This window comes from Cryobacterium sp. Sr3 (assembly GCF_004402835.1).
Taxonomy (GTDB): Bacteria; Actinomycetota; Actinomycetes; order Actinomycetales; family Microbacteriaceae; genus Cryobacterium; species Cryobacterium sandaracinum.
On sequence record NZ_SOFA01000022.1, the window covers coordinates 1 to 25,240 of the forward strand.

The 25,240-nt window shown below is 68.9% G+C and carries 22 protein-coding genes and 2 pseudogenes; 17 read left to right on the forward strand and 7 right to left on the reverse strand.

Going from position 1 to position 25,240, the window contains the following annotated elements:
• A pseudogene (locus E3N94_RS04875) lies at window positions 1–302 on the reverse strand (Fe-S cluster assembly protein SufB); the annotation flags it as partial.
• Between the two features lie 428 nt (window positions 303–730).
• Between E3N94_RS04875 and erpA the strand changes: the two are divergent.
• Window positions 731–1,087, forward strand: a complete 357-nt coding sequence (erpA, locus tag E3N94_RS04880; protein WP_104099952.1) for an iron-sulfur cluster insertion protein ErpA — start codon at window positions 731–733, stop codon at window positions 1,085–1,087.
• A 116-nt stretch (window positions 1,088–1,203) separates the two neighbouring features.
• Here the strand turns inward: erpA and E3N94_RS04885 are convergent, their stop codons facing one another.
• Window positions 1,204–2,535 (reverse strand): MATE family efflux transporter, encoded by a 1,332-nt coding sequence (locus E3N94_RS04885; protein WP_233191240.1) that lies wholly within the window; start codon window positions 2,533–2,535, stop codon window positions 1,204–1,206.
• A 297-nt stretch (window positions 2,536–2,832) separates the two neighbouring features.
• Between E3N94_RS04885 and E3N94_RS04890 the strand changes: the two genes are divergently transcribed.
• The 3 genes from E3N94_RS04890 (at window position 2,833) to E3N94_RS04900 (ending at window position 6,661) form a co-directional block, all read left to right on the forward strand.
• Window positions 2,833–3,606 carry a DUF222 domain-containing protein gene (locus E3N94_RS04890; RefSeq protein ID WP_241976745.1) on the forward strand — a complete coding sequence of 258 codons (774 nt, stop codon included), beginning with the start codon at window positions 2,833–2,835 and terminating at the stop codon, window positions 3,604–3,606.
• A gap of 112 nt (window positions 3,607–3,718) precedes the next feature.
• Window positions 3,719–5,683 carry a M13-type metalloendopeptidase gene (locus tag E3N94_RS04895; RefSeq protein WP_134400978.1) on the forward strand — a complete coding sequence of 655 codons (1,965 nt, stop codon included), beginning with the start codon at window positions 3,719–3,721 and terminating at the stop codon, window positions 5,681–5,683.
• A 75-nt stretch (window positions 5,684–5,758) separates the two neighbouring features.
• Window positions 5,759–6,661 carry a serine hydrolase gene (locus E3N94_RS04900; protein ID WP_166785362.1) on the forward strand — a complete coding sequence of 301 codons (903 nt, stop codon included), beginning with the start codon at window positions 5,759–5,761 and terminating at the stop codon, window positions 6,659–6,661.
• A gap of 90 nt (window positions 6,662–6,751) precedes the next feature.
• On the opposite strand, the gene E3N94_RS04905 is transcribed toward E3N94_RS04900, so the two are convergent.
• Both E3N94_RS04905 and E3N94_RS04910 read right to left on the reverse strand, forming a co-directional pair.
• A complete protein-coding gene (locus E3N94_RS04905; RefSeq protein ID WP_104099947.1) occupies window positions 6,752–6,985 on the reverse strand; it encodes a YbdD/YjiX family protein in 234 nt (77 codons plus the stop codon).
• Complete coding sequence (locus E3N94_RS04910; protein WP_104099946.1) at window positions 6,982–9,276, reverse strand: carbon starvation CstA family protein; 2,295 nt, start codon at window positions 9,274–9,276, stop codon at window positions 6,982–6,984. The genes E3N94_RS04905 and E3N94_RS04910 overlap by 4 nt, the downstream gene beginning before the upstream one ends.
• 164 nt (window positions 9,277–9,440) lie before the next feature.
• Here E3N94_RS04910 and E3N94_RS04915 point away from each other — a divergent pair, with 164 nt between their 5' ends.
• A complete protein-coding gene (locus E3N94_RS04915; RefSeq protein WP_104099945.1) occupies window positions 9,441–10,826 on the forward strand; it encodes a glycine--tRNA ligase in 1,386 nt (461 codons plus the stop codon).
• A gap of 249 nt (window positions 10,827–11,075) precedes the next feature.
• On the opposite strand, the gene E3N94_RS04920 is transcribed toward E3N94_RS04915, so the two are convergent.
• The gene (locus E3N94_RS04920; RefSeq protein ID WP_134342522.1) at window positions 11,076–12,140 is read right to left on the reverse strand and encodes an alcohol dehydrogenase catalytic domain-containing protein; all 1,065 of its coding nucleotides are present in this window, start codon (window positions 12,138–12,140) and stop codon (window positions 11,076–11,078) included.
• A gap of 88 nt (window positions 12,141–12,228) precedes the next feature.
• Window positions 12,229–13,593, reverse strand: a complete 1,365-nt coding sequence (locus tag E3N94_RS04925) for a glutamyl-tRNA reductase (RefSeq protein WP_134400980.1) — start codon at window positions 13,591–13,593, stop codon at window positions 12,229–12,231.
• Between the two features lie 71 nt (window positions 13,594–13,664).
• Between E3N94_RS04925 and hemE the strand changes: the two genes are divergently transcribed.
• From hemE to E3N94_RS04985, 12 genes and pseudogenes are all read left to right on the forward strand, one after another.
• Complete coding sequence (gene hemE / locus E3N94_RS04930; RefSeq protein WP_104099942.1) at window positions 13,665–14,855, forward strand: uroporphyrinogen decarboxylase; 1,191 nt, start codon at window positions 13,665–13,667, stop codon at window positions 14,853–14,855.
• A gap of 28 nt (window positions 14,856–14,883) precedes the next feature.
• The gene (locus E3N94_RS04935; RefSeq protein WP_134400981.1) at window positions 14,884–16,365 is read left to right on the forward strand and encodes an FAD-dependent oxidoreductase; all 1,482 of its coding nucleotides are present in this window, start codon (window positions 14,884–14,886) and stop codon (window positions 16,363–16,365) included.
• Between the two features lie 88 nt (window positions 16,366–16,453).
• Window positions 16,454–16,786 (forward strand): hypothetical protein, encoded by a 333-nt coding sequence (locus E3N94_RS16725; protein ID WP_174720183.1) that lies wholly within the window; start codon window positions 16,454–16,456, stop codon window positions 16,784–16,786.
• Between the two features lie 31 nt (window positions 16,787–16,817).
• A complete protein-coding gene (locus E3N94_RS04945; RefSeq protein ID WP_166784747.1) occupies window positions 16,818–17,234 on the forward strand; it encodes a phage holin family protein in 417 nt (138 codons plus the stop codon).
• Window positions 17,224–17,547 (forward strand): DUF3618 domain-containing protein, encoded by a 324-nt coding sequence (locus tag E3N94_RS04950; RefSeq protein WP_104099939.1) that lies wholly within the window; start codon window positions 17,224–17,226, stop codon window positions 17,545–17,547. The genes E3N94_RS04945 and E3N94_RS04950 overlap by 11 nt, the downstream gene beginning before the upstream one ends.
• A 159-nt stretch (window positions 17,548–17,706) precedes the next feature.
• Window positions 17,707–18,381 (forward strand): annotated as a pseudogene (gene hemQ / locus E3N94_RS04955) (hydrogen peroxide-dependent heme synthase); the annotation flags it as partial.
• Window positions 18,381–19,475 (forward strand): ferrochelatase, encoded by a 1,095-nt coding sequence (locus tag E3N94_RS04960; protein WP_134569913.1) that lies wholly within the window; start codon window positions 18,381–18,383, stop codon window positions 19,473–19,475. The pseudogene hemQ and the gene E3N94_RS04960, both read left to right, overlap by 1 nt.
• Window positions 19,472–20,425 (forward strand): hydroxymethylbilane synthase, encoded by a 954-nt coding sequence (hemC, locus tag E3N94_RS04965; RefSeq protein WP_134342526.1) that lies wholly within the window; start codon window positions 19,472–19,474, stop codon window positions 20,423–20,425. The genes E3N94_RS04960 and hemC overlap by 4 nt, the downstream gene beginning before the upstream one ends.
• Window positions 20,425–21,216, forward strand: coding sequence for a uroporphyrinogen-III synthase (locus E3N94_RS04970; protein WP_134342572.1), 792 nt, complete (start codon window positions 20,425–20,427; stop codon window positions 21,214–21,216). Before hemC ends, E3N94_RS04970 begins: the two co-directional genes overlap by 1 nt.
• Before the next feature lie 40 nt (window positions 21,217–21,256).
• Complete coding sequence (hemB, locus tag E3N94_RS04975) at window positions 21,257–22,246, forward strand: porphobilinogen synthase (RefSeq protein WP_134342527.1); 990 nt, start codon at window positions 21,257–21,259, stop codon at window positions 22,244–22,246.
• The gene (gene hemL, locus E3N94_RS04980; RefSeq protein ID WP_134401036.1) at window positions 22,246–23,574 is read left to right on the forward strand and encodes a glutamate-1-semialdehyde 2,1-aminomutase; all 1,329 of its coding nucleotides are present in this window, start codon (window positions 22,246–22,248) and stop codon (window positions 23,572–23,574) included. The genes hemB and hemL overlap by 1 nt, the downstream gene beginning before the upstream one ends.
• An 88-nt stretch (window positions 23,575–23,662) precedes the next feature.
• Window positions 23,663–24,013: a hypothetical protein gene (locus E3N94_RS04985; RefSeq protein WP_104099932.1), complete on the forward strand. Its 351-nt coding sequence runs from the start codon at window positions 23,663–23,665 to the stop codon at window positions 24,011–24,013.
• Between the two features lie 199 nt (window positions 24,014–24,212).
• On the opposite strand, the gene E3N94_RS04990 is transcribed toward E3N94_RS04985, so the two are convergent.
• Window positions 24,213–25,229 carry an MDR family oxidoreductase gene (locus tag E3N94_RS04990; protein ID WP_134342528.1) on the reverse strand — a complete coding sequence of 339 codons (1,017 nt, stop codon included), beginning with the start codon at window positions 25,227–25,229 and terminating at the stop codon, window positions 24,213–24,215.
• Between the last annotated feature and the right edge of the window lie 11 nt (window positions 25,230–25,240).

Here is a 25,240-nt window from a genome sequence, read left to right on the forward strand (position 1 = left end):
AGGTCGTCCCAAGTCTGGGCCTGCTTCTCCGTGGAACGCACGAAGTACTTGATGTTGTCGAAATCGATGCCCGACAGGTCAGCACCCCAAGTCGGCATCGGCTTGCGCTCAAACAACTCAAGGGCCTTGAGGCGACGCTGCAGCATCCACTCAGGCTCGCCCTTGAGATTGGAGATATCGGTCACCACCTCCGGCGAAATCCCGCGGCGGGCGGAGGCACCAGCAGCATCGGAGTCGGACCACCCGAACTCGTAGACACCGAGCCCCGCAAGTTCGGGGCGGTCAAGAAGGACGTCAGACATATTTACCTCTTCTGCCACCCCGGCAACCCGGATATTAGTCCGGTCATCCCGAGCCGGACTCCGTGAGGAGACCGGCTGAGAACGAGTTGTGAGGACGGCTCAGGTGCGCACCGCTGAGAGATCAAAGACAATCAGGGCCACGCCGTGCTGCGTCGCGGTCATCTGGACCGCGCGCATAAAAAAAACGGGAACACTTCACCCTAGGCTTCAGGGTTTCATCTGGCTACACTTCGGCTCGTTTTGGCGGGTCACCGGCAGGTCGTCGAGGGGTCGTCGGGGAGGCGCGGGCACGCAACGGATGCCGGCGGCAGTCTCCGGGGTTCGCAGAACGGCCGCGGGAGCTTAGAGTGTCTGAATACTCGCGCAGGCGAAACGCTCAAGCGGAGCGGTCCCGACGCGTCCATGCAGCGTGAAGTCCGAGGAGTCTCATGACCGACACCATTGCCCCCATCGCACCGGCCCACGGCGTCGGCCTGACTGACGCTGCCGCGCTGAAGGTGCGCAGCCTGCTTAGCCAGGAGGGTCGCGAAGACCTGAACCTGCGCGTAGCCGTGCAGCCCGGAGGCTGCTCCGGCCTGATCTACCAGCTCTACTTCGACGAGCGCATTCTCGAGGGCGACGTCGTCGTGGACTTCGACGGCGTCGGGGTCGTGCTCGACAAGATGAGTGTGCCGTACCTCGAGGGTGCCTCGATCGACTTCGAGGACACCATCGCGAAGCAGGGCTTCACGATCGACAACCCGAACGCCGGCAGCAGCTGCGCCTGCGGCGACTCCTTCAGCTAGAGTCGCCGCCGCCGTGCCTGGCCTTCCGGCGCCGGTCGCGGAGGCTGGCGCACGGGAGAACCTGCGCCCACCTTCCGAGCTGCGCCGCGGCCGTCAGCGCTGGGGCTGCCCCGGTGTCAGCGGGCGCCGACGACCATCCACTTCGCCGCCCGGGCGCGCAGCCCGAGCGTCACCCCGCGTGCGCCGAGGTAGCCGAACGCGAACGCCGCCATCAGCCAGGCCAGTCCCGCTGGTCCCGACGGCGCCAGCAGCAGCACCGCGACGGCCAGCGGCACGAACGCGGCCAGGTTCACCAATCCGGTCAGGGCCAGGTAGCGCGCGTCGCCGGCACCGATCAGCACTCCGTCGAGCACAAAGACCACCCCGCCGAGCGGAACGGATAGCCCGAGCACGATCAGGGCCGCCGGCAGCAGGTCGCTGACCTCGGTCGCGTTCGTGAACAGTCGGCCGAGCACGCCGCTCGCGGCGATCACCAGCAGCCCGAGCGCGGACCCGCTGAGCACGCCCCATTCGAGGCAGCGCCTGAGCACCGCGCGCACCTCGGCCAGGTTGCCGGCGCCGAGGCCCCGGCCCACCAGCGCCTGTGCCGCGATCGCCAGGGCGTCAAGGGCGAACGCGAGCGTGGCAAACAGGGTCATCGCGATCTGGAAGGCGGCCAGCTCGGGAGAACCGAGGCTCGTGGCCACGAAAACCGCGAGCAACATGGCCGCACGCAGGCTCACCGTGCGCAGGAACAGCCAGCCGCCGGATGCCGCGCCCCGCAACATCCCGACCCGATGCGGGCGCAGCGGCGCACTCTCGCGGCGGGCGTGGCGGCCGACGACGGCAAGATAGACCGCGACCATCGCCCACTGTGCCACGACTGTGCCGAGGGCGGATCCGACGATGCCGAGTCCCAGGCCGTAGATGAACACCGCATTCAGCAGGATGTTGACCGAGAACCCGATCCCGGCCACCCACAGCGGGGTGCGGGTGTCCTGCAGCCCGCGGAGCAGCCCGGTCGCCGCGAAGACGAGCAGCATGGCAGGCAGTCCGAACATCGATGGGCCCAAGTAGCTGACGGCCGCGGCGGTGACGGCGGGCTCGGCGCCGAACGCGCCGACGAGCAGGGGGGTGGCGAACCAGCCCGCAATCGCGAGCAGCACACCGAGGCCGAGGGCCAGCCAGAGTCCGTCGATGCCGACGGCGACCGCACGGCGGCGGTCACCGGCCCCCAGCCAGCGGGCCACCGCGGGCGTGGTGCTGTAGGCCAGGAAGACCATCAGGCCGATGATCGTTTGCAGCACGGCGCCGGCCAGGCCGAGTCCGGCCAGCGGAACGGCGCCGAGGTGCCCGACCATGGCGGAGTCGGCGAGCAGGAAGAGCGGTTCGGCGATGAGCGCGCCGACGGCGGGAATGGCGAGGCGCAGGATCTCGCGGTCGATGGGCTGCGGGCGGAGCACGGTGATGGTGATGCCAAAACTCTAGTTCAGCCCCTCCGCACCCGGTGTCCGCTTCCGGTGGTCGAGCCTGTCGAGACCCGGCGAGCCAATCTCCGCGCTGCCAGACAAGACTTCGAAACTAATGCTATAAAGTGTCCATAATAAGTGACAGAGACTCGACTACCTGTACGACATCAGGTACCCTCGTACCATGACGAACCTCGCGGATGACCTCAGTCGGGCGGCCGACGCCGTCGCCCTGCTGGGCTCCTCGATCAGGCCGGCATCACCGCCCGGGAGAAGCAGGCCCACGACGACCGCTCCCTGAAGGTCTACCGGCTGAGCAATGGCAACGTGCGCCTGAACGGGCTCTTCGCCCCCGAAGACGGCGAGTTCGTGCTCTCCACCTTCGACTCCATCACCAGCCCCCGCCGCGGCGGAGTGCGCTTCGTCGACCCGGAACGCGCCGCCTGGGCCCAAAAAATGCAGGACGACCCGCGCAGCACCGAGCAGATCAACGCGGACTCCCTCGTGCAGCTGCTCACAATCGCCGGCGAAGCCGACCCCGGCCGGGTCTTCGGCGGACGCCGCCCCTCGGTGCGCGTGATCGTGACCGAGAAAGCCCTCACAGCCGAACCCGCCGAGCCGGGTGCCGCCGAACCCGCCGCTCACGGGCAGATCGAAGGCAACCCGGTCCCCATCTCGCAGGAAACCATCGACCGGGTGCTCTGCGACACCGGCACCCGCGGCACCAAGTTCGACGACATCGGCCAAATCATCAACGTCGGCCGTGACGAACGACTCTTCACCGAGAAACAACGCGCCGCGATGGGAGTGCGCGACGGCGGATGCCGGTGGGTCGACTGCGACCGATCACCAGCCTGGACCGAAGCCCACCACATCAACGACTGGCTCACCGACAGCGGAGACACCAACCTCGCCGACGGAGTACTGCTCTGCCACCCGCACCATCTACTGCTGCACAACCAGCACTGGAAGATCACCCGCACCGGAACGCAACACTGGCTGCGGCCACCGGTGGAGAACGATCCGGAGCAGACACTGATCGCGCTGCCGAGCAAGGCGGTGGGGCTGTAGCTCCGGGTCTCGGCGCGCTCGACCAGCGAGCCGGGAGGTCCACCGCCATCCGTGTGCACACCCGATAGGTCTCTACCAGCTCGGCCACTGTCACACCGAATAGGGTGGAGGCATGACTGACCAGGGGACCGCATCCGGAATCGACCGCGACGAACTTGACCTCGAGGTGCGTCCGCAGGACGACCTCTTCCGCCATGTGAACGGCAAGTGGATCGCCCGCAGCGAGATCCCGGCCGACAAGGCCCGCTGGGGCTCGTTCTACCTGCTCGCCGAGGAATCGGAGAAGGCCGTCCGGGAAATCATCCTCGAAGCCCAGACCGCCGCCCCCGGCACCGAGGAGCGCAAATTCGGCGACCTCTATGCCAGCTTCCTGGACGAGGACCGCGTCGAAGAGCTCGGAGCGACCCCGCTCGCGGCCGATCTCGCCATCGTCGACGCCGTCACCTCCATCCCCGAGCTGCTCGGCACCCTCGGCCGCCTCGAGCGCGCGGGCGTGCCCGGCGCCTTCGGTCTCTTCGTCGACAACGATCCGGGGGACCCCGAGCGCTACCTCGTCTTCGTCGAGCAGGGCGGGCTCGGCCTCCCCGACGAGTCCTACTACCGCGACGAGAAGTTCGCCGCGATCCGGGAGTCCTACCAGGCGTTCCTGACCCGGATGTTCGGCCTCGTCGGCACCCCGGATGCCGCCGGTCGCGCCGAGCGCGTGTTCCTTCTCGAAACCGAGCTCGCCACTCACCACTGGGACAAGGTGCGCTCGCGCGACAGCGAGAAGACCTACAACCTCAAGACCTGGGGTCAGGTCACCGCGTTGGCCGCCGGCGCCGACCTGCACCTTTGGCTTGACGGGCTTGACGGCCCGGCCGGTGCTCTCGACGAGGTTGTCGTGCGCCAGCCCAGCTTCGTGACCGGTCTGGCGGAGATGCTCACCGAGGACCAGCTCGAGGGCTGGAAGGACTGGCTACGGTGGCAGATCATCCGTTCCAGCGCCGCGTTCCTGTCGAGCGATTTCGTCGAGTCCAGCTTTGACTTCTACGGTCGCACCCTGACCGGCACTCCCCAGTTGCGCGAGCGCTGGAAGCGTGGCGTCTCGCTCGTCGAGGGGGCGCTCGGCGAGGCCGTCGGGCGCATCTACGTCGAGCGGCACTTCAAGCCCAGCGCGAAGGCGAGCATGGACATACTCGTGGCCAACCTGGTCGAGGCCTACCGCCGGAGCATCACCGAACTCGACTGGATGACCGCGGAGACGCGCGCCCGTGCGCTCGACAAGCTCGAGAAGTTCACCCCCAAGATCGGCTACCCGGTCAAGTGGCGGGACTACTCGACCCTTTCGGTCGACCCGGCCGACCTGATCAAGAACGTGCGCGCCACGAGCGAGTTCGAGTTTCAGCGGGAATTGGGCAAGATCGGCAACCCGCTCGACCGCGACGAGTGGTTCATGACCCCGCAGACGATCAACGCGTACTACAACCCGGGCTTCAACGAGATCGTCTTCCCGGCCGCCATCCTGCAGCCGCCGTTCTTCGACGATGCCCGCGATTCCGCCTCCAACTACGGCGCGATCGGCGCCGTCATCGGCCACGAGATCGGCCACGGCTTCGACGACCAGGGCTCGAAATACGACGGCACCGGGCTACTCACCGATTGGTGGACCGAAGATGACCGCACGGCCTTCGAAGAACGCACCGGCTCCCTGATCGAGCAGTTCAACGAGCTCGCCCCGCATCAGGTTCCCGACCACCACGTGAACGGCGCACTCACCATCGGCGAGAATATCGGCGACCTCGGCGGGCTCTCCATCGCTTGGAAGGCCTACCTGATCTCGCTGGACGGCCAGGCGCCGCCCGTGATCGACGGACTCACCGGCACCCAGCGCTTCTTCCTCTCCTGGGCACAGGCCTGGCAGCTCAAGATGCGTGACGAGGAGGCCGTCCGCCTGCTCTCGATCGACCCGCACTCGCCCAACGAATTCCGCTGCAACCAGATCGTGCGCAACATCGACGAGTTCTATACGGCGTTCGGCGTCACCCCGGACGACGCTCTCTGGCTGGACCCGGAAAAGCGCGTTACGATCTGGTGACCTCAGCGCGACCGTAAGCCCGTGTCACCGGGGTCGAGCAGCCCGAATCTACGTAAGGACCTGCCCACTGTGGCCATGCCATCCCAGGACTCAGAGCGCCGGTCTCGCCACTCCTCGGCGCGCCGCGGCAGGCACGGCGGCGTGGACGCCACGGCGAACTTCAGCCGCGGGTTCCAGGCGCTCGGTGACCTCGCGGTCGACGGGGTGCAGGTCTCGGCCCGCGCCACCGATTTGGTCACCGGCCGGGTGCTGTTCTCCGTGGACGACCACGTGGTCATGCCCACCGCCGGCATCGGCACGGTGCTTCTGCTGATCGAGGTCGCCGCCCGGCTCCGCGACGCCGACTTCGGCGCGTACACGATCCTCGATCGCACCGTGTCCGATTCGGTCGCCGGATCCGGCCTCTGGCAGCACCTGCAGGCTCCCTCGCTGCCGATCGCCGACCTCGCTGCGCTGATCGGTGCCATCAACGACAACCTGGCCACCAATGTGCTGCTCCGCGCAGTCGGCCTGGACGCGGTGCGGTCCCGCGCCGAGCAGCTCGGACTCAGCCGCACCGCCCTGCTCGACCTTGTGCGCGACCGGCGCGGTCCCGATGACGCGCCTCAGCTCTCGGTCGGCAGCGCCAAGGAGCTCACCTGGCTGTTCACGGCGCTGGCCCGGGGGGAGGTCGTCGATGCGGAGGCGAGTGAGCGCGTGCTCGGCTGGCTGTCGCTCGGCGCCGACCTGTCCATGGTCGCCAGCGCGTTCGGGCTCGACCCGCTCGCGCATCGGTCCGGAGATCACGGCCTCCTGCTGGTCAACAAGACCGGAACGGATGCCGGCGTGCGCAGTGAGATCGGCATTCTGCGCGGCCCGCGCGCCGGGGTGACCTACATGGTCTCGATGTCCTTCGCGGACACCCGCCTCTCGTCCCGGCTCGCGGTGCTCGACGGGATGCGCGCGGTCGGCCTCGACCTGCTGGAATACGTGCACTGACCGGCGCCGCCGGTGAAAACAGGAAAACAGGGCTGCCCCCGCGAAGGAATCCTTCGCGGGGGCAGCCCTGGGCGATGGTGGCGCACCCGCTCAGCAGCACCGACCCTGGGGGTTGATGTCCTGGCGGTCGGTCTGGTCGCGCCAGAATTCGCGTTCCGTCATCATCACTGGTCCGGAGCAGGCGGCGGCATCCGGGTCATGAATCGATTCGTCGTGGGCCTCATGGTGGGCCTTGTACTTGTCGTAGGCGTCTTCACCCATGACCCCCCTCATGAACCAGGCGAAGCTCTTCGCGCCGTGGCGGACACTGGCGAGCAGATTCATCGGCGGGTCGTCCTCCCTGCCTTGTCCAGCTTGGCCTGGGCGATCTGGGTGTCCCAGCGTGCGGCCAGCTTCTTCTCTTCCGGAGTGGCTACGAAGCCGGACGGGGCGAACATCTGCGACGCCACCGCGTCATCCTCGTTGGTGCCGAAGCTGCGGGACTTGTAGGACTTCCAGGTGGCTTGCACGGCGGTGACCATCACGATGATGGCCAGCACGACGAACAGGATCGAAAGGACGCCCTGCACCATCGTGTTGCGCACGACCGCCTCCATCGCCTCGACGGTCTTCGCCGTGCCGAAGCTGGTGAGTCCCTCATCCAGAGCGTTGGAGAACGCTCGATTCTGGGCGAAGTAGCCCACGGCGGGAACGGTCGAGAAGATCTTCAGGAACGACGCGTAGATGGTCACGACGGCGGCGAAGGTCAGCGGCAGCGCCACAACCCAGAGGTACGTGAACAGCCCTCGCTTGGCCACGATCGCCAGGCAGACGGCCAGGGCGATGGCCGCCAGCAGCTGGTTCGCGATTCCGAACAGCGGGAACAGGGTGTTGATGCCACCGAGCGGGTCGGTGACGCCCATCACGAGCACGGCACCCCAGGCGGCGACCATGATCCCGGTCGTGACCCAGGCGCCCGGGCGCCAGGAGGTGTTCTTGAACTTCGGGAAGAAGTTGCCGAGGCTGTCCTGCAACATGAACCGGGCCACGCGGGTTCCGGCATCGACGGCGGTCAGGATGAACAGCGCCTCGAACATGATCGCGAAGTGGTACCAGAACGCCATCATCCCCGAGCCGCCCACAAGCTGGTGCATGATGTTGGCGAGGCCGACCGACAGTGTCGGGGCGCCGCCGGTGCGGGACACGATGGTCTCCTCGCCCACGTTCTTCGCGGTCTCGGTGAGCATCTCGGGGGTCAGGTTGACACCGGTCAGTCCGAGGCTGTTCACGAATGTGACAGCACCCTCAACGGTGCCGCCGGTCAGGGCCGGAGAGGAGTTCATGGCGAAGTAGATGCCGCGGTCGATCGACAGCGCGGCGACGAGCGCCATGATGGCGACGAATGATTCCATCAGCATTCCGCCGTAACCGATGAACCGGGTCTGGCGTTCCTTCTCGATCAGCTTCGGTGTCGTGCCGGAGGCGATCAGGGCGTGAAAGCCGGACAGGGCGCCGCAGGCGATGGTGACGAAGAGGAACGGGAAGAGCGAGCCGCTCACCACGGGGCCGCCGCCGTTCACGAACTCGCTGGCGGCCGGGGCCGAGATCTCGGGGCGGACGATGATGATGGCGATTGCCAGCATCCCGATCGTGCCGATTTTCATGAAGGTGGACAGGTAGTCCCGGGGGGCCAGGAGCAGCCAGACCGGAAGGATGGCGGCCACGAAGCCGTAGACGATGATGCCGATCGCGAGGGGCAGCGGTTCAATGGCGAAGAAGGTTGAGCCCCACTCGGTGTCCGCGATCATGCCACCACCGATGATGGCGGCCAGCAGCAGGATGAAGCCGATGATCGAGACCTCGGTGACCCGGCCCGGGCGGAAGAAGCGCAGGTAGACGCCCATGAACAGGGCGATCGGAATGGTCATCGAGACCGAGAAGACGCCCCAGGGGCTGTCCGCGAGGGCGTTGACGACGACGAGGGCGAGGATGGCCACGATGATGACCATGATCGCCAGAGTCGCGACGAGGGCGGCCGTGCCGCCCACCTTGCCGAGCTCGTCCCGGGCCATCTGACCCAGGGAGCGTCCGCCGCGGCGCATTGAAAAGAACAGCACCATGTAGTCCTGCACCGCGCCGGCAAGCACGACACCGACGATGATCCAGATCGTGCCGGGCAGGTAGCCCATCTGGGCGGCCAGCACGGGGCCGACGAGCGGTCCGGCGCCGGCGATCGCGGCGAAGTGGTGACCGAAGAGAACCCGGCGGTCCGTGGCCGCGAAGTCTTTGCCATCGGCCTTGTACTCGGCCGGCGTCGCGCGCCGGTCATCGGGGTGCAGCAGGTGCTTCTGGATGTAGTTGGAGTAGAAACGGTAACCGATCAGGTACGTGCAGACGGCGGCGAAGACGAACCAGATGGCGTTGACGGTCTCGCCGCGAACGACGGCGAGCATCACCCAGCTCAGCCCGCCGAGCAGCGAGATGCCGCCCCAGATCCCGATCTTCAGGGGGGTCCAGTGGGCTTCCTCGGCGTCGTGGGTGGTCTGGTCGAGAGCAACGGGCAACAGGAGGGGATCCCGGTCCAGCTCCTCACCCCGCTTGGCTGAATCGTGTGGCGTTCGGGGCTTGGTGCCCATGATCTCTCCTTTGAGGTACCCGCAAGGACTGCGGAAATCCTTAGCAAGGCTAACAGCTTGGCGGCACCTTCCGGACGGACGCCTAAAATGGACGGAGCGCCGGGCGGCTTCTGCCTGTCCTGTGTGCTTTCCAGATCCCCCGCCCTCTCGACCATTGGAGCCCCGTGGCCGCCCTCTCCCGCCTCGATTCCGTCATCGCCCTTGCCCGCCACCGCGGGTTCGTGTTCCAGGCCGGTGAAATCTACGGTGGGTCCCGGTCTGCCTGGGACTATGGGCCGCTGGGCGTGGAGCTCAAGGAGAACATCAAGAAGCAGTGGTGGCGCTTCATGGTCACCAGCCGCGACAACGTGGTGGGCCTCGACTCCTCGGTGATCCTTCCCCGCAAGGTGTGGGAGGCATCCGGTCACGTCGAGGTCTTCAGCGACCCGCTGGTCGAGTGCACGAGCTGCCACAAGCGCTTCCGCGCAGACCACCTCGAGGAGGAATTCGAGGAGAAGAAGGGCCGCCCGCCCGAGGGCGGCATCGACGGCATCCCCTGCCCGAACTGCGGAAACCGTCATATTTGGACCGAACCGCGCGCTTTCTCCGGCCTGCTCAAGACCTACCTCGGCCCGGTCGACGACGAGGCCGGCATGCACTACCTGCGCCCCGAGACCGCGCAGGGCATCTTCGTGAACTTCGCCAACGTGCTGCAGGCTGCTCGCATGAAGCCGCCGTTCGGCATCGGCCAGATCGGCAAGAGCTTCCGCAACGAGATCACCCCGGGAAATTTCATCTTCCGTACCCGCGAGTTCGAGCAGATGGAGATGGAATTCTTCGTCGAGCCGGGCACGGATGAGACGTGGCACCAGTACTGGATCGACCAGCGCCTGAAGTGGTATACCGGCCTCGGCATCAACGTCGACAACCTGCGCCTGTTCGAACACCCGGCCGAGAAGCTCTCGCACTATTCCAAGCGCACCGTGGACATCGAGTACCGCTTCGGTTTCAGCGGCAGCGAATTCGGCGAGCTCGAGGGTGTTGCCAACCGAACCGACTTCGACCTCAGGACGCACGCGGAGGCATCCGGCAAGGATCTGTCCTACTTCGACCAGACGAAGAATGAGCGCTGGGTTCCCTACGTGATCGAGCCGGCGGCCGGACTGACCCGCTCTCTGATGGCGTTCCTGGTAGACGCGTACCACGAGGAGGAAGTGCCCAACGCGAAAGGCGGCGTCGACAAGCGCACCGTGCTGAAACTCGACCCGCGCCTGGCGCCGATCAAGGTCGCCGTGCTGCCGTTGTCCCGCAACGAGGCGCTCTCGCCGATGGCCAAGTCCCTCGCGGCGCGGCTGCGCGAGTCCTGGAACGTGGACTTCGACGACGCCGGCGCCATCGGCCGCCGCTACCGCCGCCAGGACGAGATCGGCACCCCGTACTGCGTCACGGTCGACTTCGACTCGCTCGAGGACCAGGCCGTCACCGTGCGTGACCGCGACACCATGGCGCAGGAGCGCGTGCCGCTCGACAAGCTCGACGCCTACCTGGCCGAGCGCCTCCGCGGCGCATAGCCGAGTCCGCCGGCCGCGCGCTTTCGGCTGGGGCCGGGGGTACCGCTGGCGGTACCGGTGGGGTGCTGGGGCCGGGGGATACCGGTGGCGGTGCCGGTGCCGGTGGGGTGCTAACTCAGGAGAAGTCCCGCGGGCGAGCTTCGGCGGTCCCGGAACGGCGGCACCGCGGCGACCGGACACACCGGTTTTCCTGAGTTGGCCCCACAGGTGGAGGGAGACGGATACCTAGCGAGCCGCCGCCGCACGAGTTCAGGGGCGGGCGAGCTCGATCAGGGTAACGCCGCCCGGCGTGGCCGGGTCACTCATGGCGGCGAGGGCGGCGGGCGCCTCGGCCAGGCTGAGGCGGCGGCCGATCAGGTCCTGCGGGCGCAGCCGGCCGGAGGTGACCAGGGCCAGCAGGGCCGGATAGTCGCCCGCGGGCATCCCGTGGCTGCCCATCACGGTCAGTTCGCGGGCGATGACGTCGCCGAGCGGAAGCCGTGGGTCTTCCGCCAGCAATCCGATCTGGACGTGGCGTCCCCGGGTTGCCAGTGAACGGATGGCGATGCCCACCGTGCTCTCCCGGCCGAGCGCCTCGACGCTGACCTGCGCACCCGCACCCGCATCCGTGCCCCTGCCTGTCACCGAGCGGATCCGCGCCACCACCTCATCGTTCGAGAGCCCGGCGGAGTCCACCGTGAAGGTCGCGCCCACTCGCGCGGCCGTCTCACGGGCCGCGGCACTGATGTCCACGGCGATCACGGTCGCACCGAGCGCCGCGCCGATCATGACCGCGGAGAGACCGACGCCGCCGCAGCCGACCACGACGAGGGTCTCGCCCGCCTGCAACCGGGCCTGATGCACGAGTCCGCGATAGGAGGTGGCGAAGCGGCAGCCGAGCAGTGCGGCGGCGCCGGCATCCAGTCCAACGGGAATCGCGATCAGGTTGACGTCGGCGTTGTGCAGGGCCACCCGCTCCGCATAGGAGCCCCAGTGGGTGAAGCCGGGCTGGGTCTGGTTGCGGCAGACCTGGCCGTTGCCGTCCCGGCACTCCGGGCAGTCGCCGCAGGCGCAGACGAACGGCACGGTGACGCGCTGGCCCACGGCGAAGCGGCGCACCTCGGGCCCCACGGCGTCGATCACGCCGACGAGCTCGTGGCCCGGAACGTGCGGCAGGGCGATGCCGGCGTCGTGCCCGAGCCAGCCGTGCCAGTCGCTGCGACAGAGGCCGGTGGCCTCCACTCGCACGACGACCCCGGACGCGGACGGCACCGGGTCAGGAACCTCCCGCAGCTCGGGTACGGCACCGAACGCGTCGAACCAGACGGCTCTCACCCGCGGATCCCGGCCGTGCTGTGCACGCTCGCACCGTGCAGGCTCGCACCGTGTGCGCTCGCACCGTGCGGGGCCAGGCCGCCCACCGTCAGGATGCCACGGGGCCGATATCGGCGACCGTGGCCGCGGTCCCGGCGGCGGGCAGCTCAACCTGGACTCCGAACAGGGCATCGAGTCCGGTCAGGAATGCGGCCTGCTCGCCCGCTCGGGCCAGCTCGCGGGATCGCACCATCGGGGTGTGCAGAAGCACGCCGGCCAAGTGGCGCAGGGCCGCCTCGGTCTGCTCGCTGTTGTCGCCGCGGTTGCGCGCCCGTTCGATCTCACCGTCGAGGAGGTCGAAGACGTAGCTGCGAAGGGCCACGACGGCCGGGGCGAGGCTCTGCTCCTCGGCAACCGCGGAGAACTTGCGGGCGGCGCGGCCCACGAGCAGTCGGGCGTCGCTGGTGGCGTTGAGCTCCTCGAGCGGCGCGTGGATGCGGATGGTCTCGAGGTCGAGCAGCTCGACGCCGGCCAGGTCGGTGACGTCCGGGTCGACGTTGCGCGGCAGACCCAGGTCGATGATGAGCCGGCGCGGGATCTCGGTCGGGGCATCCGTCATCGGGCAGGAGGGCAGTGTGCGCGCTTCGGCGGCCGGGAGCTGCAGGGAGAGTGCGCGGCCCGAGTGGAGCAGGGCCGCGTCGATCACGTGGGTGTCGGCGGTCGTGCAGGTGAGGATCAGGTCGGCCTCGGCGGCTTCGATGGCGAACGCCGACTCGGCGACGGCGGTGATCTGATGCGAGGTGGCGAACTTCTGAGCGCGGCCCGAGGGGGAGTACACCCGCACGTCCTCGGCGCCGAGGTCCCGCAGCGCGGCGAGGGAAGCCCCCGCGTAACGGCCCGTGCCGACCAGGAGCACGCGGGTCTGGGCCCAGTCCGTGATGCGGCTTTCGGCCAGTTCGAGGGCCAGGCGCACGAGTGAACGTCCCGCGGCTCCGATGCCGGTGCGGTTCTTGACGCCCCGCGAGGTCTGCGACGCACGCTGGAAGAGGCGTTCGAGTTCGGGGCTGGTGGTGCGGGAGAGCCGGGCCTGCTCGAGGGAGCGGCGCACCTGGCCGGCGATTTCGCCCTCGCCGACGACCACCGATTCGAGGCCGCTCGTCACGGCGAAGAGGTGCTCGGCGACGCCGCTGCCGTGCACCAGGTCCAGGGTGTTCCGCAGAACGTCGACGGCCACGCCGGTGCTCGCACTGACGCCGTCGATGGCGGCGTGCACGGCCGAAAGTGGGGAGGAGCCGAGCGGTTCGTCGAGGTCGAGGTAGGCCTCGAACCGGTTGCAGGTGGCCACGACCACGGCACCGACCAGGGCCGGGTGCCGCTCGAGAATGCCACCCGCCGTGTCGTTCGCACCGACAGACAATTTCTCCAGCACGTCGAAGCTGGAGTTCTTATGGCTGGCGGACAGGCAGATCAACACCAGACGAGTCTACGACCTGTGGCTGAGGGCCCGAATCGCCCGAGTGTCGGAAGTTTGACAGAATCTAGATAATGAACCTCGACGCGCAACACCCACTCGCAACCGGACTCACGGCCGATTCACGTCTCATCCGCGCCTACCAGGGCACCAGGCCAGACGTCACCCCCGTCTGGTTCATGCGCCAGGCTGGCCGTTCGCTGCCCGAATATCGCTCGCTGCGGGTCGGTACGCGCATGCTCGACGCCTGCCTCGACCCGGAGATGGCGAGCGAAATCACGCTGCAGCCGGTGCGCCGCCACAACGTCGACGCCGGCATCCTCTTCAGCGACATCGTCATTCCGCTCAAGCTCGTGGGCGTCGACGTCGAGATCGTCGCAGGCACCGGCCCCGTCCTCGGCACGGCCGTGCGCACGGCGAAGGATGTCGCGGAGCTCACTGCTCTCGACCCTGCCGTGCTTGAGGGGAACCTCGCCCCGATCACCGCGGCGGTCGCGCGCACAGTCGCCGAGCTCGGCTCGACGCCGCTGATCGGATTCGCCGGGGCCCCGTTCACGCTGGCGGCCTATCTCGTGGAGGGCGGTCCGTCGAAGGACCACATCAACGCTCGCACGCTCATGCATGCGGACCCCGACGCCTGGGCCACCCTGATGGAGTGGACGGCCGAGGTCACCGGACGATTCCTGCGCGCGCAGGTTCTGGCCGGCGCCAGCGCCGCCCAGCTATTCGACTCCTGGGCCGGCGCGCTCTCGCTGGCCGACTACACGCGCTTCGTCGCTCCTGCCTCCACCGCGGCGATCGCCCACGTGCGCGACCTCACCTATGGCGAGGGCGCCGCGGGCACAGATGCCGAGGGCGTCGCATCCGTGCGCCGCAACGTGCCCGTTGTGCACTTCGGAGTGGGCACGGGCGAGCTGCTCAGGGAGATGCACGGGGTGGGCGCCGACGTCGTCGGAGTCGACTACCGGGTGCCGCTCGATGAAGCCAACCGTCGCCTCGGCGGACTGGTCCCGGTGCAGGGCAACGTCGATCCGGCGCTCCTCGCGGCACCGTGGCCGGTGCTCGAAGCGCATGTCCTCGACGTGCTCGAGCGTGGGCGCACGGCACCGTCCCACGTGCTGAACCTGGGCCACGGCGTTCCGCCGATGACCGACCCGAACGTGCTGACTCGCCTGGTGGCCTTCGTGCACGAGGTCACCGCGGTCTCCGCCGGCCCGGCCGCCGCCGTCCCGGAAGCCCCGGCCGCCGCGCCGTCCGCGTCCTGACAATCGCACGCAGGCTCAGGGGGCGCGAATGAAAGACGTCATCGTCATCGGTGGAGGGGTGGCGGGCCTGATCGCCGCCCGAGCCTGCGCCCGGGTCGGACTCAGCGTGACCGTGCTCGAAGCCACCGGTGTGCCGGGCGGAGCACTCGGCAGCCACCAAGTGGCCGACCTCACCCTCGACAGCGGTGCCGAGAGCTTCGCCGTGCGGCGCGACGCGGTGGCCGAGTTCATCGCCGACCTCGGTTTGTCCGACGAGGTTGTCGCGCCGAACCCCGCCGGCGCGTGGCTGCACCTGCCCGACGACCGCGTGCCGAATGGTTCGGTCAGCGTTCCGCTGCCCAAGGCCGGCGTGCTCGGCATCCCCGGTTCTCCGCTCGCCGACGACGTGCGCCGCGTGATCGGCTGGAGTGGCGCCTGGCGCGCCTACGCGGACCGGCTGATGCCGGTGTTGACGATCGGCCGGGAACACAGCCTGGGTGAACTCGTGCGCAAGCGCATGGGGCGCCGCGTGCTCGAACGGCTCGTCGAACCCGTGACCGCGGGGGTGTACTCGTCCGCGGCCGACGATCTCGAGATCGACGTCGTGGCCCCGGGCCTCAACTCCGCCCTCACGGTGACGGGTTCGCTCTCCGGGGCCGTGCTGTCGTTGCGCTCCGGCGCCCCGGCCGGCTCGAACGTGGCCGGGCTCCGGGGCGGCATGTTCCGGCTCGTGACCGCTCTGGTGGCCGACCTCGTGTACTTCGGCGCCGAGATCGTGACGGATGCCCCGGTCACCGCATTGCAGCGCTCCGGCACCGAGGACGCGCCCACCTGGACGGCCACCTGCGCGGCACCGGACACGGCGGCGGACGCAGACGCGCCGGCAGCCCCGGCGCCGGAGACCACCCTCGACGCCCACTTCGTGATCATCGCGACTCCAGGCGCGCAGGCGCTCGGCCTACTGGCCGGCCTGAGCCCGGCCCATGCGGCGCTCGCCGAACTCGACTGGCCGCAGCCGACGGCGATCGAGCTGGCCACGATCGTCATCGACGCCCCGGAGCTCGACCTGCACCCGCGCGGCACCGGCGTGCTGGTCGCGGCCGCGACCCCCGGGGTCACCGCCAAGGCGCTCACCCACGTGACCGCGAAGTGGGACTGGCTGGCCGAGGCCGCCGGACCGGGCCGACACGTCATCCGTCTGTCCTACGGTCGCGCCGGCCAGGACAGCCCCACCGCCGGTCTTCGCGATGACGAGCTCCTCGCGCTGTCCCTGGCGGACGCCCGCACGATCCTGGGCGTCGACCTCGACGCGACCGCCGTGCGCGGTTTCGCGCGCACGGTCTGGGGCGATGCCCTCTCGCCCGCGACCGTCGGCGCACCCGAGCGGGTCGACCAGGTGCGCGAGGTCGTGGCCGCCACCCCGGGACTCGAACTCACGGGTGCGTGGCTCGCCGGCACCGGCCTGGCCTCGGTGATCCCGGATGCCGTCGCCGCGGCCTCCCGCACCCGGCAGGAGGCCCTCGGCATCTGATCGCCGGGTCACCGGCCGTGCCGACCTGCTCTTATCCCTAATGGGGGATACTCTGAGGGATACGTGCACCTTGAGGAATGGAGTGACAATGCGGGGAAAGCTTCTGTTCATCACGGGTGGACTCGTCGGATACGTCCTCGGCGCGCGCGCCGGGCGCAAGCGCTACGACCAGATCGTGGCCGCGGCAGACAACGTATGGAACGCGCCGCCCGTTCAGCGCCGGGTGAACGAGGCTCGCGACTTCGCGCTCGAGCGGGTCGGGGATGTGCCGTCGGCACTCCTCGAGACCGGCAAGAAGATCGCCTCGGCCCTGCAGTCCAAGGCGTCCAAGACGTCCGGGACCAGTTACACCGTGCCGACGCCGGCGACCGCAGCGCCGACCGCACCGACGACGGTCGCCGACGACACCACCACGAAATAATCACCGCGACACTCCGAACGAAGGGGAAACTGTGAGAAACAGCGAATTCAACCCGAAGAGCCGGAAATCGACGTTCGACCTTCTCGGTGAGCTGCCCGGTCAGATCATCGCCCTGGTCAAGGCCGAACTCGACGCGGCTAAGGCGGAGTTCGCCGGTAAGGCCAAGAACATCGGGCTGGGCATCGGGCTCTTCGTCGGGGCGGCCCTGTTCGCGTTCTTCGCGGCTCTGGTGCTGGTCGCCCTCGCGGTCATCGCGCTCGCCCTCGTCCTGCCGCTCTGGCTCGCGACCCTGATCGTGGCGGTCGCCCTGTTGCTGCTCGCGCTCCTGTTGGGGCTGGTCGGCAGAAACCGGCTGCAGGCTGGAACGTCATCGGATCCGGACGGCGTGACGGAAAGCATCCGTCGCGACGTCGACGCCCTCAAGGGAGTTGGCAAATATGAGCACTGAAGTGAACACGACGACACATGAGGCCGTCCGCGGGAGCGTCGCAGCTGTCACGGTTGAGGCCGTTCCGCGCACCAAGACCGAGTTGCGCGCCGAGGCCGCCCGTGCCCGCGTCGAACTCGCGCAAACGCTCGACGCGATCGAGTACAGGCTCAACGTGCCGAGGCAGTTGCGCGTACGCTCGCGCCTGGCCAACGTGCGCCTGCGCGAACTCGGCGAGAAGAATCCCCTCGCACTGGCCGGCATCGTCCTGGGCGCGGCCACGGCCGCGGTGGGCGCCATCTGGCTCGGTGTCAGGGCCGTGCAGCGCCGCTGAGGCCAACGGAAGCCGGTACCCGACCGCGCAATTTTGGCTCTCGCGGCAAAGGAGTAGAGACTAGTAGTTATGACTCACCCGGCTGCCGGAGAGGCAGTAAACCCACCTCACTCCACCACCTCTGCCGAGACCCACGGAACGACTGACGCGCCAGACGCGTCGCCGCAGGGTTTCACGCTCTTCGCTGTGCTGCGCAAAGATCCGAGCAACCCGGACGACCTCGACGGCCACGATGTGCCCCGAGCCGTCCTGGAGCTCGACGACGTCATCGGTCTGGTTGAGGCCGAGGGCGTCACCGTCCGCGGCTTCTATGACGTCTCCGGGCTCCGCGCCGACGCCGACGTGATGATCTGGACCCACGCACCGGAGGCCGAGACCCTGCAGTGGGCCCACCGCCAGCTGCGTCGTAGCCGCCTCCTCAAAAGCCTCCTGCCGACCTGGAACGCCATGGGCGTGCACCGCGACGCCGAGTTCAACAAGAGCCATGTGCCTGGGTTCCTGCGCGGAGTGGAGCCGAAGGGCTGGCTGACCCTCTACCCGTTCGTGCGCAGCTACGAGTGGTACCTGCTGCCGGAGGCCGAGCGCAGCGCCATGCTCGCCGACCACGGCCGCAAGGGCGCGGCCTTCCGCGGAGCCATCGCCAACACCGTCTCCTCGTTCGCCCTCGGCGACTACGAGTGGCTGCTGCCGATCGAAAGCGACGAGCTCACCGAGCTCGTCGACCTGATGCGCGAACTGCGCAACACCGAGGCGCGCCGCCACGTGCGCGAAGAGGTCCCGTTCTACACCGGCCGCCGCATCTCGACGGCCGAACTGGTGGAGGTTCTGCAGTAATGACTACCTACGATGCCATCCTGCTCGCCGGCTTCGGCGGCCCCGAGGGTCAGGACGATGTGATCCCGTTCCTGCGCAACGTCACCGGCGGGCGCGGCATCCCCGAGGAGCGCCTCGAAGAGGTCGCCAAGCACTACCGCCATTTCGGCGGGGTCAGCCCGATCAACGACCAGAACCGTGTGCTTCGCGCCGCGCTCCAGGCCGAACTCGAACGCCGCGGCATCAACCTGCCCGTGCTCTGGGGCAACCGCAACTGGGCACCCTACCTGCGCGACACCATCAGCGAGGCCAACGACAACGGCCAGACCCGGCTCCTGGCCATCGCCACCAGCGCCTACAGCTCCTACTCCGGCTGCCGCCAGTACCGCGAGGACTTCGCGGCCGCGCTGACCGCGACCGGGCTGGAGGGCGTGGTGCACATCGACAAGGTGCGCCAGTTCTTCGACCACCCCGGATTCGTCACCCCGTTCGTGACCGCCCTCCAGAAGGGGCTCGCGGATGTCGTGGCCCAGGTCCCCGGAATCGACCTGGCCACCGAGGTCGAAATCCTGTTCTCGACCCACTCGATCCCGATGACCGACGCCAACAAGAGCGGCCCGGCCGAGCGCGGCTTCGGCGAGGGCGGCGCCTACGCGGCGCAGCACCTCGCCGTCGCCCAGAAGGTCATGGTCGGGGTGGACACCCCGTGGCAGCTGGTCTTCCAGTCCCGCAGCGGGCCGCCCACCATGCCGTGGCTCGAGCCCGACATCAACGACGCCATCGCGTTGCTGCCGAAGCGGGGCATCCGTGCCATCGTCATCGTGCCGCTCGGCTTCGTCAGTGACCACATGGAGGTCATGTGGGACCTCGACAACGAGGCCACCGAGACCGCCGGGGACCTCGGCCTGGTGTCCGTGCGGGTGCCGACGCCCGGCGTCGACCCGGCCTTCGTGAGCGGGCTCATCGACCTGGTTGAGGAGCGCATGAACGACACCCCCGCCGACGCTCGTCCGCACGAGACCGACCTCGGACCCTGGTACGACGTCTGCCGCCCCGGTTGCTGCGAGAACGTGCGCCTGGGCTTCAAGCCGGCCGTCGCCGGGATGGCTCCGTGAGCCTGATCCGCGTCGGAACCCGTGGCAGCGCGCTCGCCCTGGCGCAGACCACTGCGATTGCGAACCGCATCGCGACCGCGTCCGGCTCCGAGGTCGAAATCGTCACGGTCACGACGCACGGCGACACCTCCCGCGAGTCTCTGTCAAGCCTGGGCGGCACGGGCGTCTTCGCCAGCGCCCTGCGGGAGTCGCTCCTGGCCGAAGAATGCGACGTCGTCGTGCATTCCTTCAAGGATCTGCCGACGGCCGCCTACCCGGGCCTCCGAATCGGCGCCACCCCGAAGCGGGCGGATGCGCGCGACGTGCTCTGCGCCCGCGAGGGGCTGAACCTGACCACGCTGCCCGAGGGCGCGCGAGTCGGCACAGGGTCACCGCGCCGGGCCGCCCAGCTGCGATCGCTGCGCCCGGACCTGGACGTCGTGGACATCCGTGGCAACGTGGAGACCCGTCTGAACCGTGTGGCCGAGGGCGACCTCGACGCCGTCGTGCTCGCCGCCGCGGGCCTCAGCCGGCTGGCGCTGCTCGAGTCCGTGGACGGCGAATACCTGGAACTGTCGGATTGGCCGACCGCTCCCGGCCAGGGCGCGCTCGCGCTCGAGGTGCGCGACGGGAAGCTCGACCGTACTCTCGCCACGGCCCTCACTGCGATCAATCACTCGACCAGCCAGACCACCGTCATGGCCGAGCGTCTGGTGCTGGAGCGGCTCGAAGCCGGCTGCGCCGCGCCCATCGGCGCCATGGCCGCGATCGACGACGGGCTCCTGTTCCTCACCGCCACGGTGTACAGCCCGGACGGCTCCCGCAGCGTCGTGAGCTCCCATGCCGCCACCCCCGACTCCCACTCCATTGCGCACCTGGCCGAAGCCGCGCAAGACGTGTCCAACCGTGTTTCGTTTGACCTGCTCGCCGGCGGCGCTGCCGACTTCGCCCCGATCAAGGTGACTTCGTGATGAACTCGCGTTACAAGACAAAAGCCAGCCTCGCCAAGCCGCTCACCGGCTGGCGGGTTCTCGTGCCGCGCGGCGGCCCGTGGGGCGACCACGTCGCCGCCGACCTGCGTTCCAAGGGCGCCCAGCCGATCGTGGCCCCCATGATCAACTTCGCCCCGACCGACGACGCCCCCGCGCTCGAGGCCGCCCTGGCACGCCTCGCGGCGGGCGACTTCGACTGGATGACCGTGACCAGCGCCACGACCGTTGACGTTCTGTCGTCGCACCGTGCCGTCGTGGCCGCGTCCACGCGCATCGCGGCGGTCGGCGAGACAACGGCCGCGGCTCTGATCGCGGCCGGTTACCGGGTCGACATCGTCCCCTCCGAAGACAACTCGGCCCGCGGACTCCTCGAGGAGTGGGAAACGGCCACCTCGGGCCAGGTGCCGCTGCGCATCCTCACTCTCCGCTCGGAAATCGCCAAGCCGCTGCTGACCGAGGGGCTGCGCCGGATCGGCCACGACGTCGAATCGGTCGTCGCATACCGCACCATCGGCGTCCCGGTCGACCAGCGCGTCGTCGCGGACGTCGCGGCCGGCACTGTCCAGGCCCTGCTCGTCACCTCCGGAAGCGTGGCGCAGCAGGTGCAGGACCAACTCGGGCCGATCCCCGAATCGACCGTGGTGGCCTGCATCGGGCCGCGCACGGCGCGGGATGCGGCGGCCATCGGCCTGCGCGTCGACGTCGTGGCCGATTCGCCCAGCGCCGAGTCCTTGATCCAGGCCCTGGTGCACGTCGCCCAATCCCGCTGACGGTTCGCGCACGCCCGGCCCGGCGACGTAGCATTGACGGGTGATAAACCCCGTCATCCGCCCGCGACGGTTGCGCACCACTCCCGCGCTCCGTCGCTTGGCCAGCGAAATCCGTCTGCACCCCTCCGAATTGGTTCTTCCGATGTTCGTGCGGGAGGGCAGCGGCGACCCGATGCCGATCCAGTCGATGCCCGGGGTGGTTCAGCACACCATTGACAGCGCCCGGCGGGCGGTGACCGAGGCCGCGGGAGCGGGCATCGGCGGCGTCATGCTCTTCGGGGTGCCGACCGTGCGCGACGCCGTCGGCTCCGGGGCGACCGATCCCGACGGCATCCTCAACGCCGCCACCCGCGCGCTGGCCGACGAGGTCGGCGACGCCCTCGTCGTGCAGACCGACCTCTGCCTCGACGAGTTCACCGACCACGGCCACTGCGGATTGGTCGGCGCAGACGGCAGCGTCGACAACGATTCCACCCTCGAGCGCTACTGCGACATGGCGCTCGTGCAGGCGGCCTCCGGCTCGCAGCTACTCGGCCTGAGCGGAATGATGGACGGCCAGGTTGCCGCCGTGCGCCAGGCGCTCGACCAGAACGGCTACGTCGATACGGCCGTGCTCGCCTACTCGGCCAAGTACGCCTCGGCCTTCTACGGTCCCTTCCGCGACGCGGTGGAGTCAACCCTCGACGGTGACCGGCGCAGCTACCAGCTCGACCCGGCGAACCGCCGGGAGGGCGTGCGCGAGGCCCGGCTCGACATCCAGGAGGGCGCCGACATCGTGATGGTGAAGCCCGCCGGCAGCTATCTCGACGTGCTCGCCGAGGTCGCCGCCGTCAGTGACGTTCCGGTCTGGGCCTACCAGGTGTCCGGTGAATACGCGATGATTGAGGCCGCAGCCGCCCACGGCTGGATCGACCGCCGCCGGGCCGTCGAGGAGTCCGTGCTCAGCATCCGTCGCGCCGGAGCGGACGCCGTGCTCACCTACTGGGCGGTCGAACTGGCCACCTGGTTCAACGAAAGACAGGCCCGATGATGTCCCGCAACGACGATCTCTTCGCCCGCGCGCAGCGCGCCATCCCCGGCGGAGTGAACTCACCCGTTCGGGCCTTCCGGTCGGTCGGGGGCACCCCGCTGTTCCTGGTGAAAGCGAAGGGCGCCTACGTCACCGACTCGGACGGGCGTGAATACGTCGACCTGGTCAGCTCCTGGGGCCCGGCCATCCTCGGCCACGCCCACCCGGAGGTCGTGCAGGCGGTGCAGGATGCCGCCGCGCTCGGCCTGTCCTTCGGTGCCTCTACGCCCGGCGAGACCATCCTGGCCGAACTGATCGAGGAACGCGTCGGCGCGGTCGAGAAGCTGCGCCTGGTCTCGACCGGCACCGAGGCCACCATGACGGCCATCCGTCTGGCCCGCGGTTTCACCGGTCGCGACCTGCTGATCAAGTTCGCCGGGCATTACCACGGTCACTCGGACGGACTGCTGGCTCAGGCAGGGTCCGGCCTGGCCACGTTGGCCCTGCCCGGCTCGGCCGGGGTCACGGCAGCGACGGCCGCGCAGACCCTCGTGCTGCCGTACAACGACCTGGATGCCGTACGAGTCGCCTTCGAGGCGCACCCGGGCCGGATCGCCGCCGTGATCACCGAGGCGGCGGCGGCGAACATGGGTGTCGTGGCTCCCGACGCCGGCTTCAACGCCGCGCTCACCGCCCTCGCGCACGAGCAAGGCGCGCTCCTCATCATCGACGAGGTCCTCACCGGCTTCCGGGTGCATCCGGCCGGCTACTGGGGACTGGACACCGTGGGCCAGGGGCAGGCGGACTACACGCCGGACCTGTTCACCTACGGCAAGGTCATCGGCGGAGGCCTGCCGGTGGCGGCCCTCGGCGGTCGCGCCGACGTGATGGACTTCCTGGCTCCGAACGGCCCGGTCTATCAGGCCGGCACGCTCTCCGGGAACCCGGTGGCGGTCGCCGCCGGCATCGCCACCTTGCGGGCCCTGGACGAGAGCGTCTACGAGCGCATCGACGCCACCGCGCTGCTGCTCTCCGAGGCCGTCTCCGCCGCCTTCTCGGCCGAGGGTGTCGCGCACAGCGTGCAGCGGGCCGGCAACCTGTTCAGCTTCGTATTCGGTGCCGAAGCCGCCGCCAGCGCGCCTCGGAACTACGCTCAGGTGCAGCGCCAGGAGACGTTCCGCTACGGTCCGTTCTTCCACTCCATGCTGGATCAGGGCGTTTCGCTGCCGCCGTCCGTGTTCGAGGCCTGGTTCGTCTCCAACGCCCACGACGAGCGCGCGGTCGGCTGGATCCTTGACGCCCTCCCTGCCGCAGCGAAGGCCGCGGCCGCCGCGACCCCGCAGGTGTGACCCGCAGGTGTGACCCGTACACCCGGGAGTTATTCCTTTGTGAGGTTCCGACAGGTGGATTTCGTCCCGGAACAGGCAGACTAGACGCATGGCTTCCCTCCGCGTTCACCCTGACCGGCTTGAGATCCACCTCACGAAAGCGGAGAAGACCCTCGCCCTGCGGCGCGAGGACATCGTCGTGCCGCGCGGGAACATCCGTTCGGTGACGATCACGGATGACCCGTGGATCTGGATCCGCGGGATCCGTTCTCCCGGGGTGGGCCTGCCCCTGGTGGTCGCGGTGGGCACCTGGAAGTTCCGCGGCGGCAAGGACTTCCTGGCGATCAAGCGCAAGCGCCAGGCGGTCGTGATCGACCTCATTGACGACGAGTTCTCCCGGGTGATCCTGACCACCAACCACGCCCCGGACCTGATCGCGTCGCTCAAGCTCGGCGGTTGACCGTCCCACTGGTCGAGCACGTCCGCTGTCGAACCGATTCGACGGAGATTCTACCGATTCCGGACTGAGACGGATGTTTAGGGCCTGTTTTGAGCAAAATCTCGGCTCCCCTGCTGTATCCGTCGAATTCGTTCGGGACGACGTTAAGCCGCAGCGGCAGCGGCAGCGGCAGCCGCAGCCGCAGCCTCGGAGTCGCGTGCTAGCGGCGCACGTCGACGACGGTTCGACCGTGCATGGTGCCCGCGAGGATGCCCGCGGCGGCATCGAAGCTCGCCTCCAGCGGGATCACCTGGGTGAGGTGGTCGAGCAGGCCCAGGTCGAGGTCCGAGGCGAGGCGCTGCCAGGCCTCCTCGCGCTGGGCGAGCGGAGCCTCGACCGAATTGATCCCGATCAGGCTGACGGCGCGCAGGATGAAGGGCATGACCGTGGCCGGAAGGTCGGCCCCCTGGGCCAGGCCGCAGGAGGTGACCACTCCGCCGTAGTTCGTCTGGGCGAGGACGTTGGCGAGGGTGGCGCTGCCGACCGAATCGACGGCCCCGGCCCAGCGCTGGCCCTGCAGCGGTTTGCCGGCCTCGCTGAGGGTGCGGCGATCGACGAGTTCGACGGCACCGAGCCCGCGCAGGTAGTCCCCGAGCTCATCGATGCGGCCGGTTGACGCGTGCACCTGGAAGCCGCGGGCGGCGAGCAGTGCCACGGCGACGCTGCCGACCCCGCCGGCAGCGCCGGTCACGAGCACGGCACCGGACTCCGGCGTGACCCCACCCCGTTCGAGGCCAAGCACGGACAGCATGGCGGTGAACCCGGCCGTGCCGATCGCGGCGGCCCGCACGGCGCTGATACCGTTAGGCAGCCGCACCAGGGAGCCCCCCGACACGCGGGCCCGTTCGGCCAACCCGCCGTGGTGCGTCTCGCTCAGACCGGCCCCGTTGAGGATGACCTGGTCTCCGGCCGACCAGCGCGGGTCGGCGCTCTGCTCGACCGTTCCGACCAGGTCGATCCCGGCGACCAGGGGCCAGGCGCGCACGACCCCGGGGCGGCCCATCAGGGCGAGCCCGTCCTTGTAGTTGATGCTTGAGTACTCGACCGCGATGGTGACGTCGCCGGCCATCAGGAAGCCGTCGTCAACCACGCGAATGGCCGCGCTCTGCGTCTTCCGGCCCTCGGCATTTTCGATGCGGTCGACGACGATGGCCCGGAACTCAGTCTCAATACCCATGCGTCGAGACT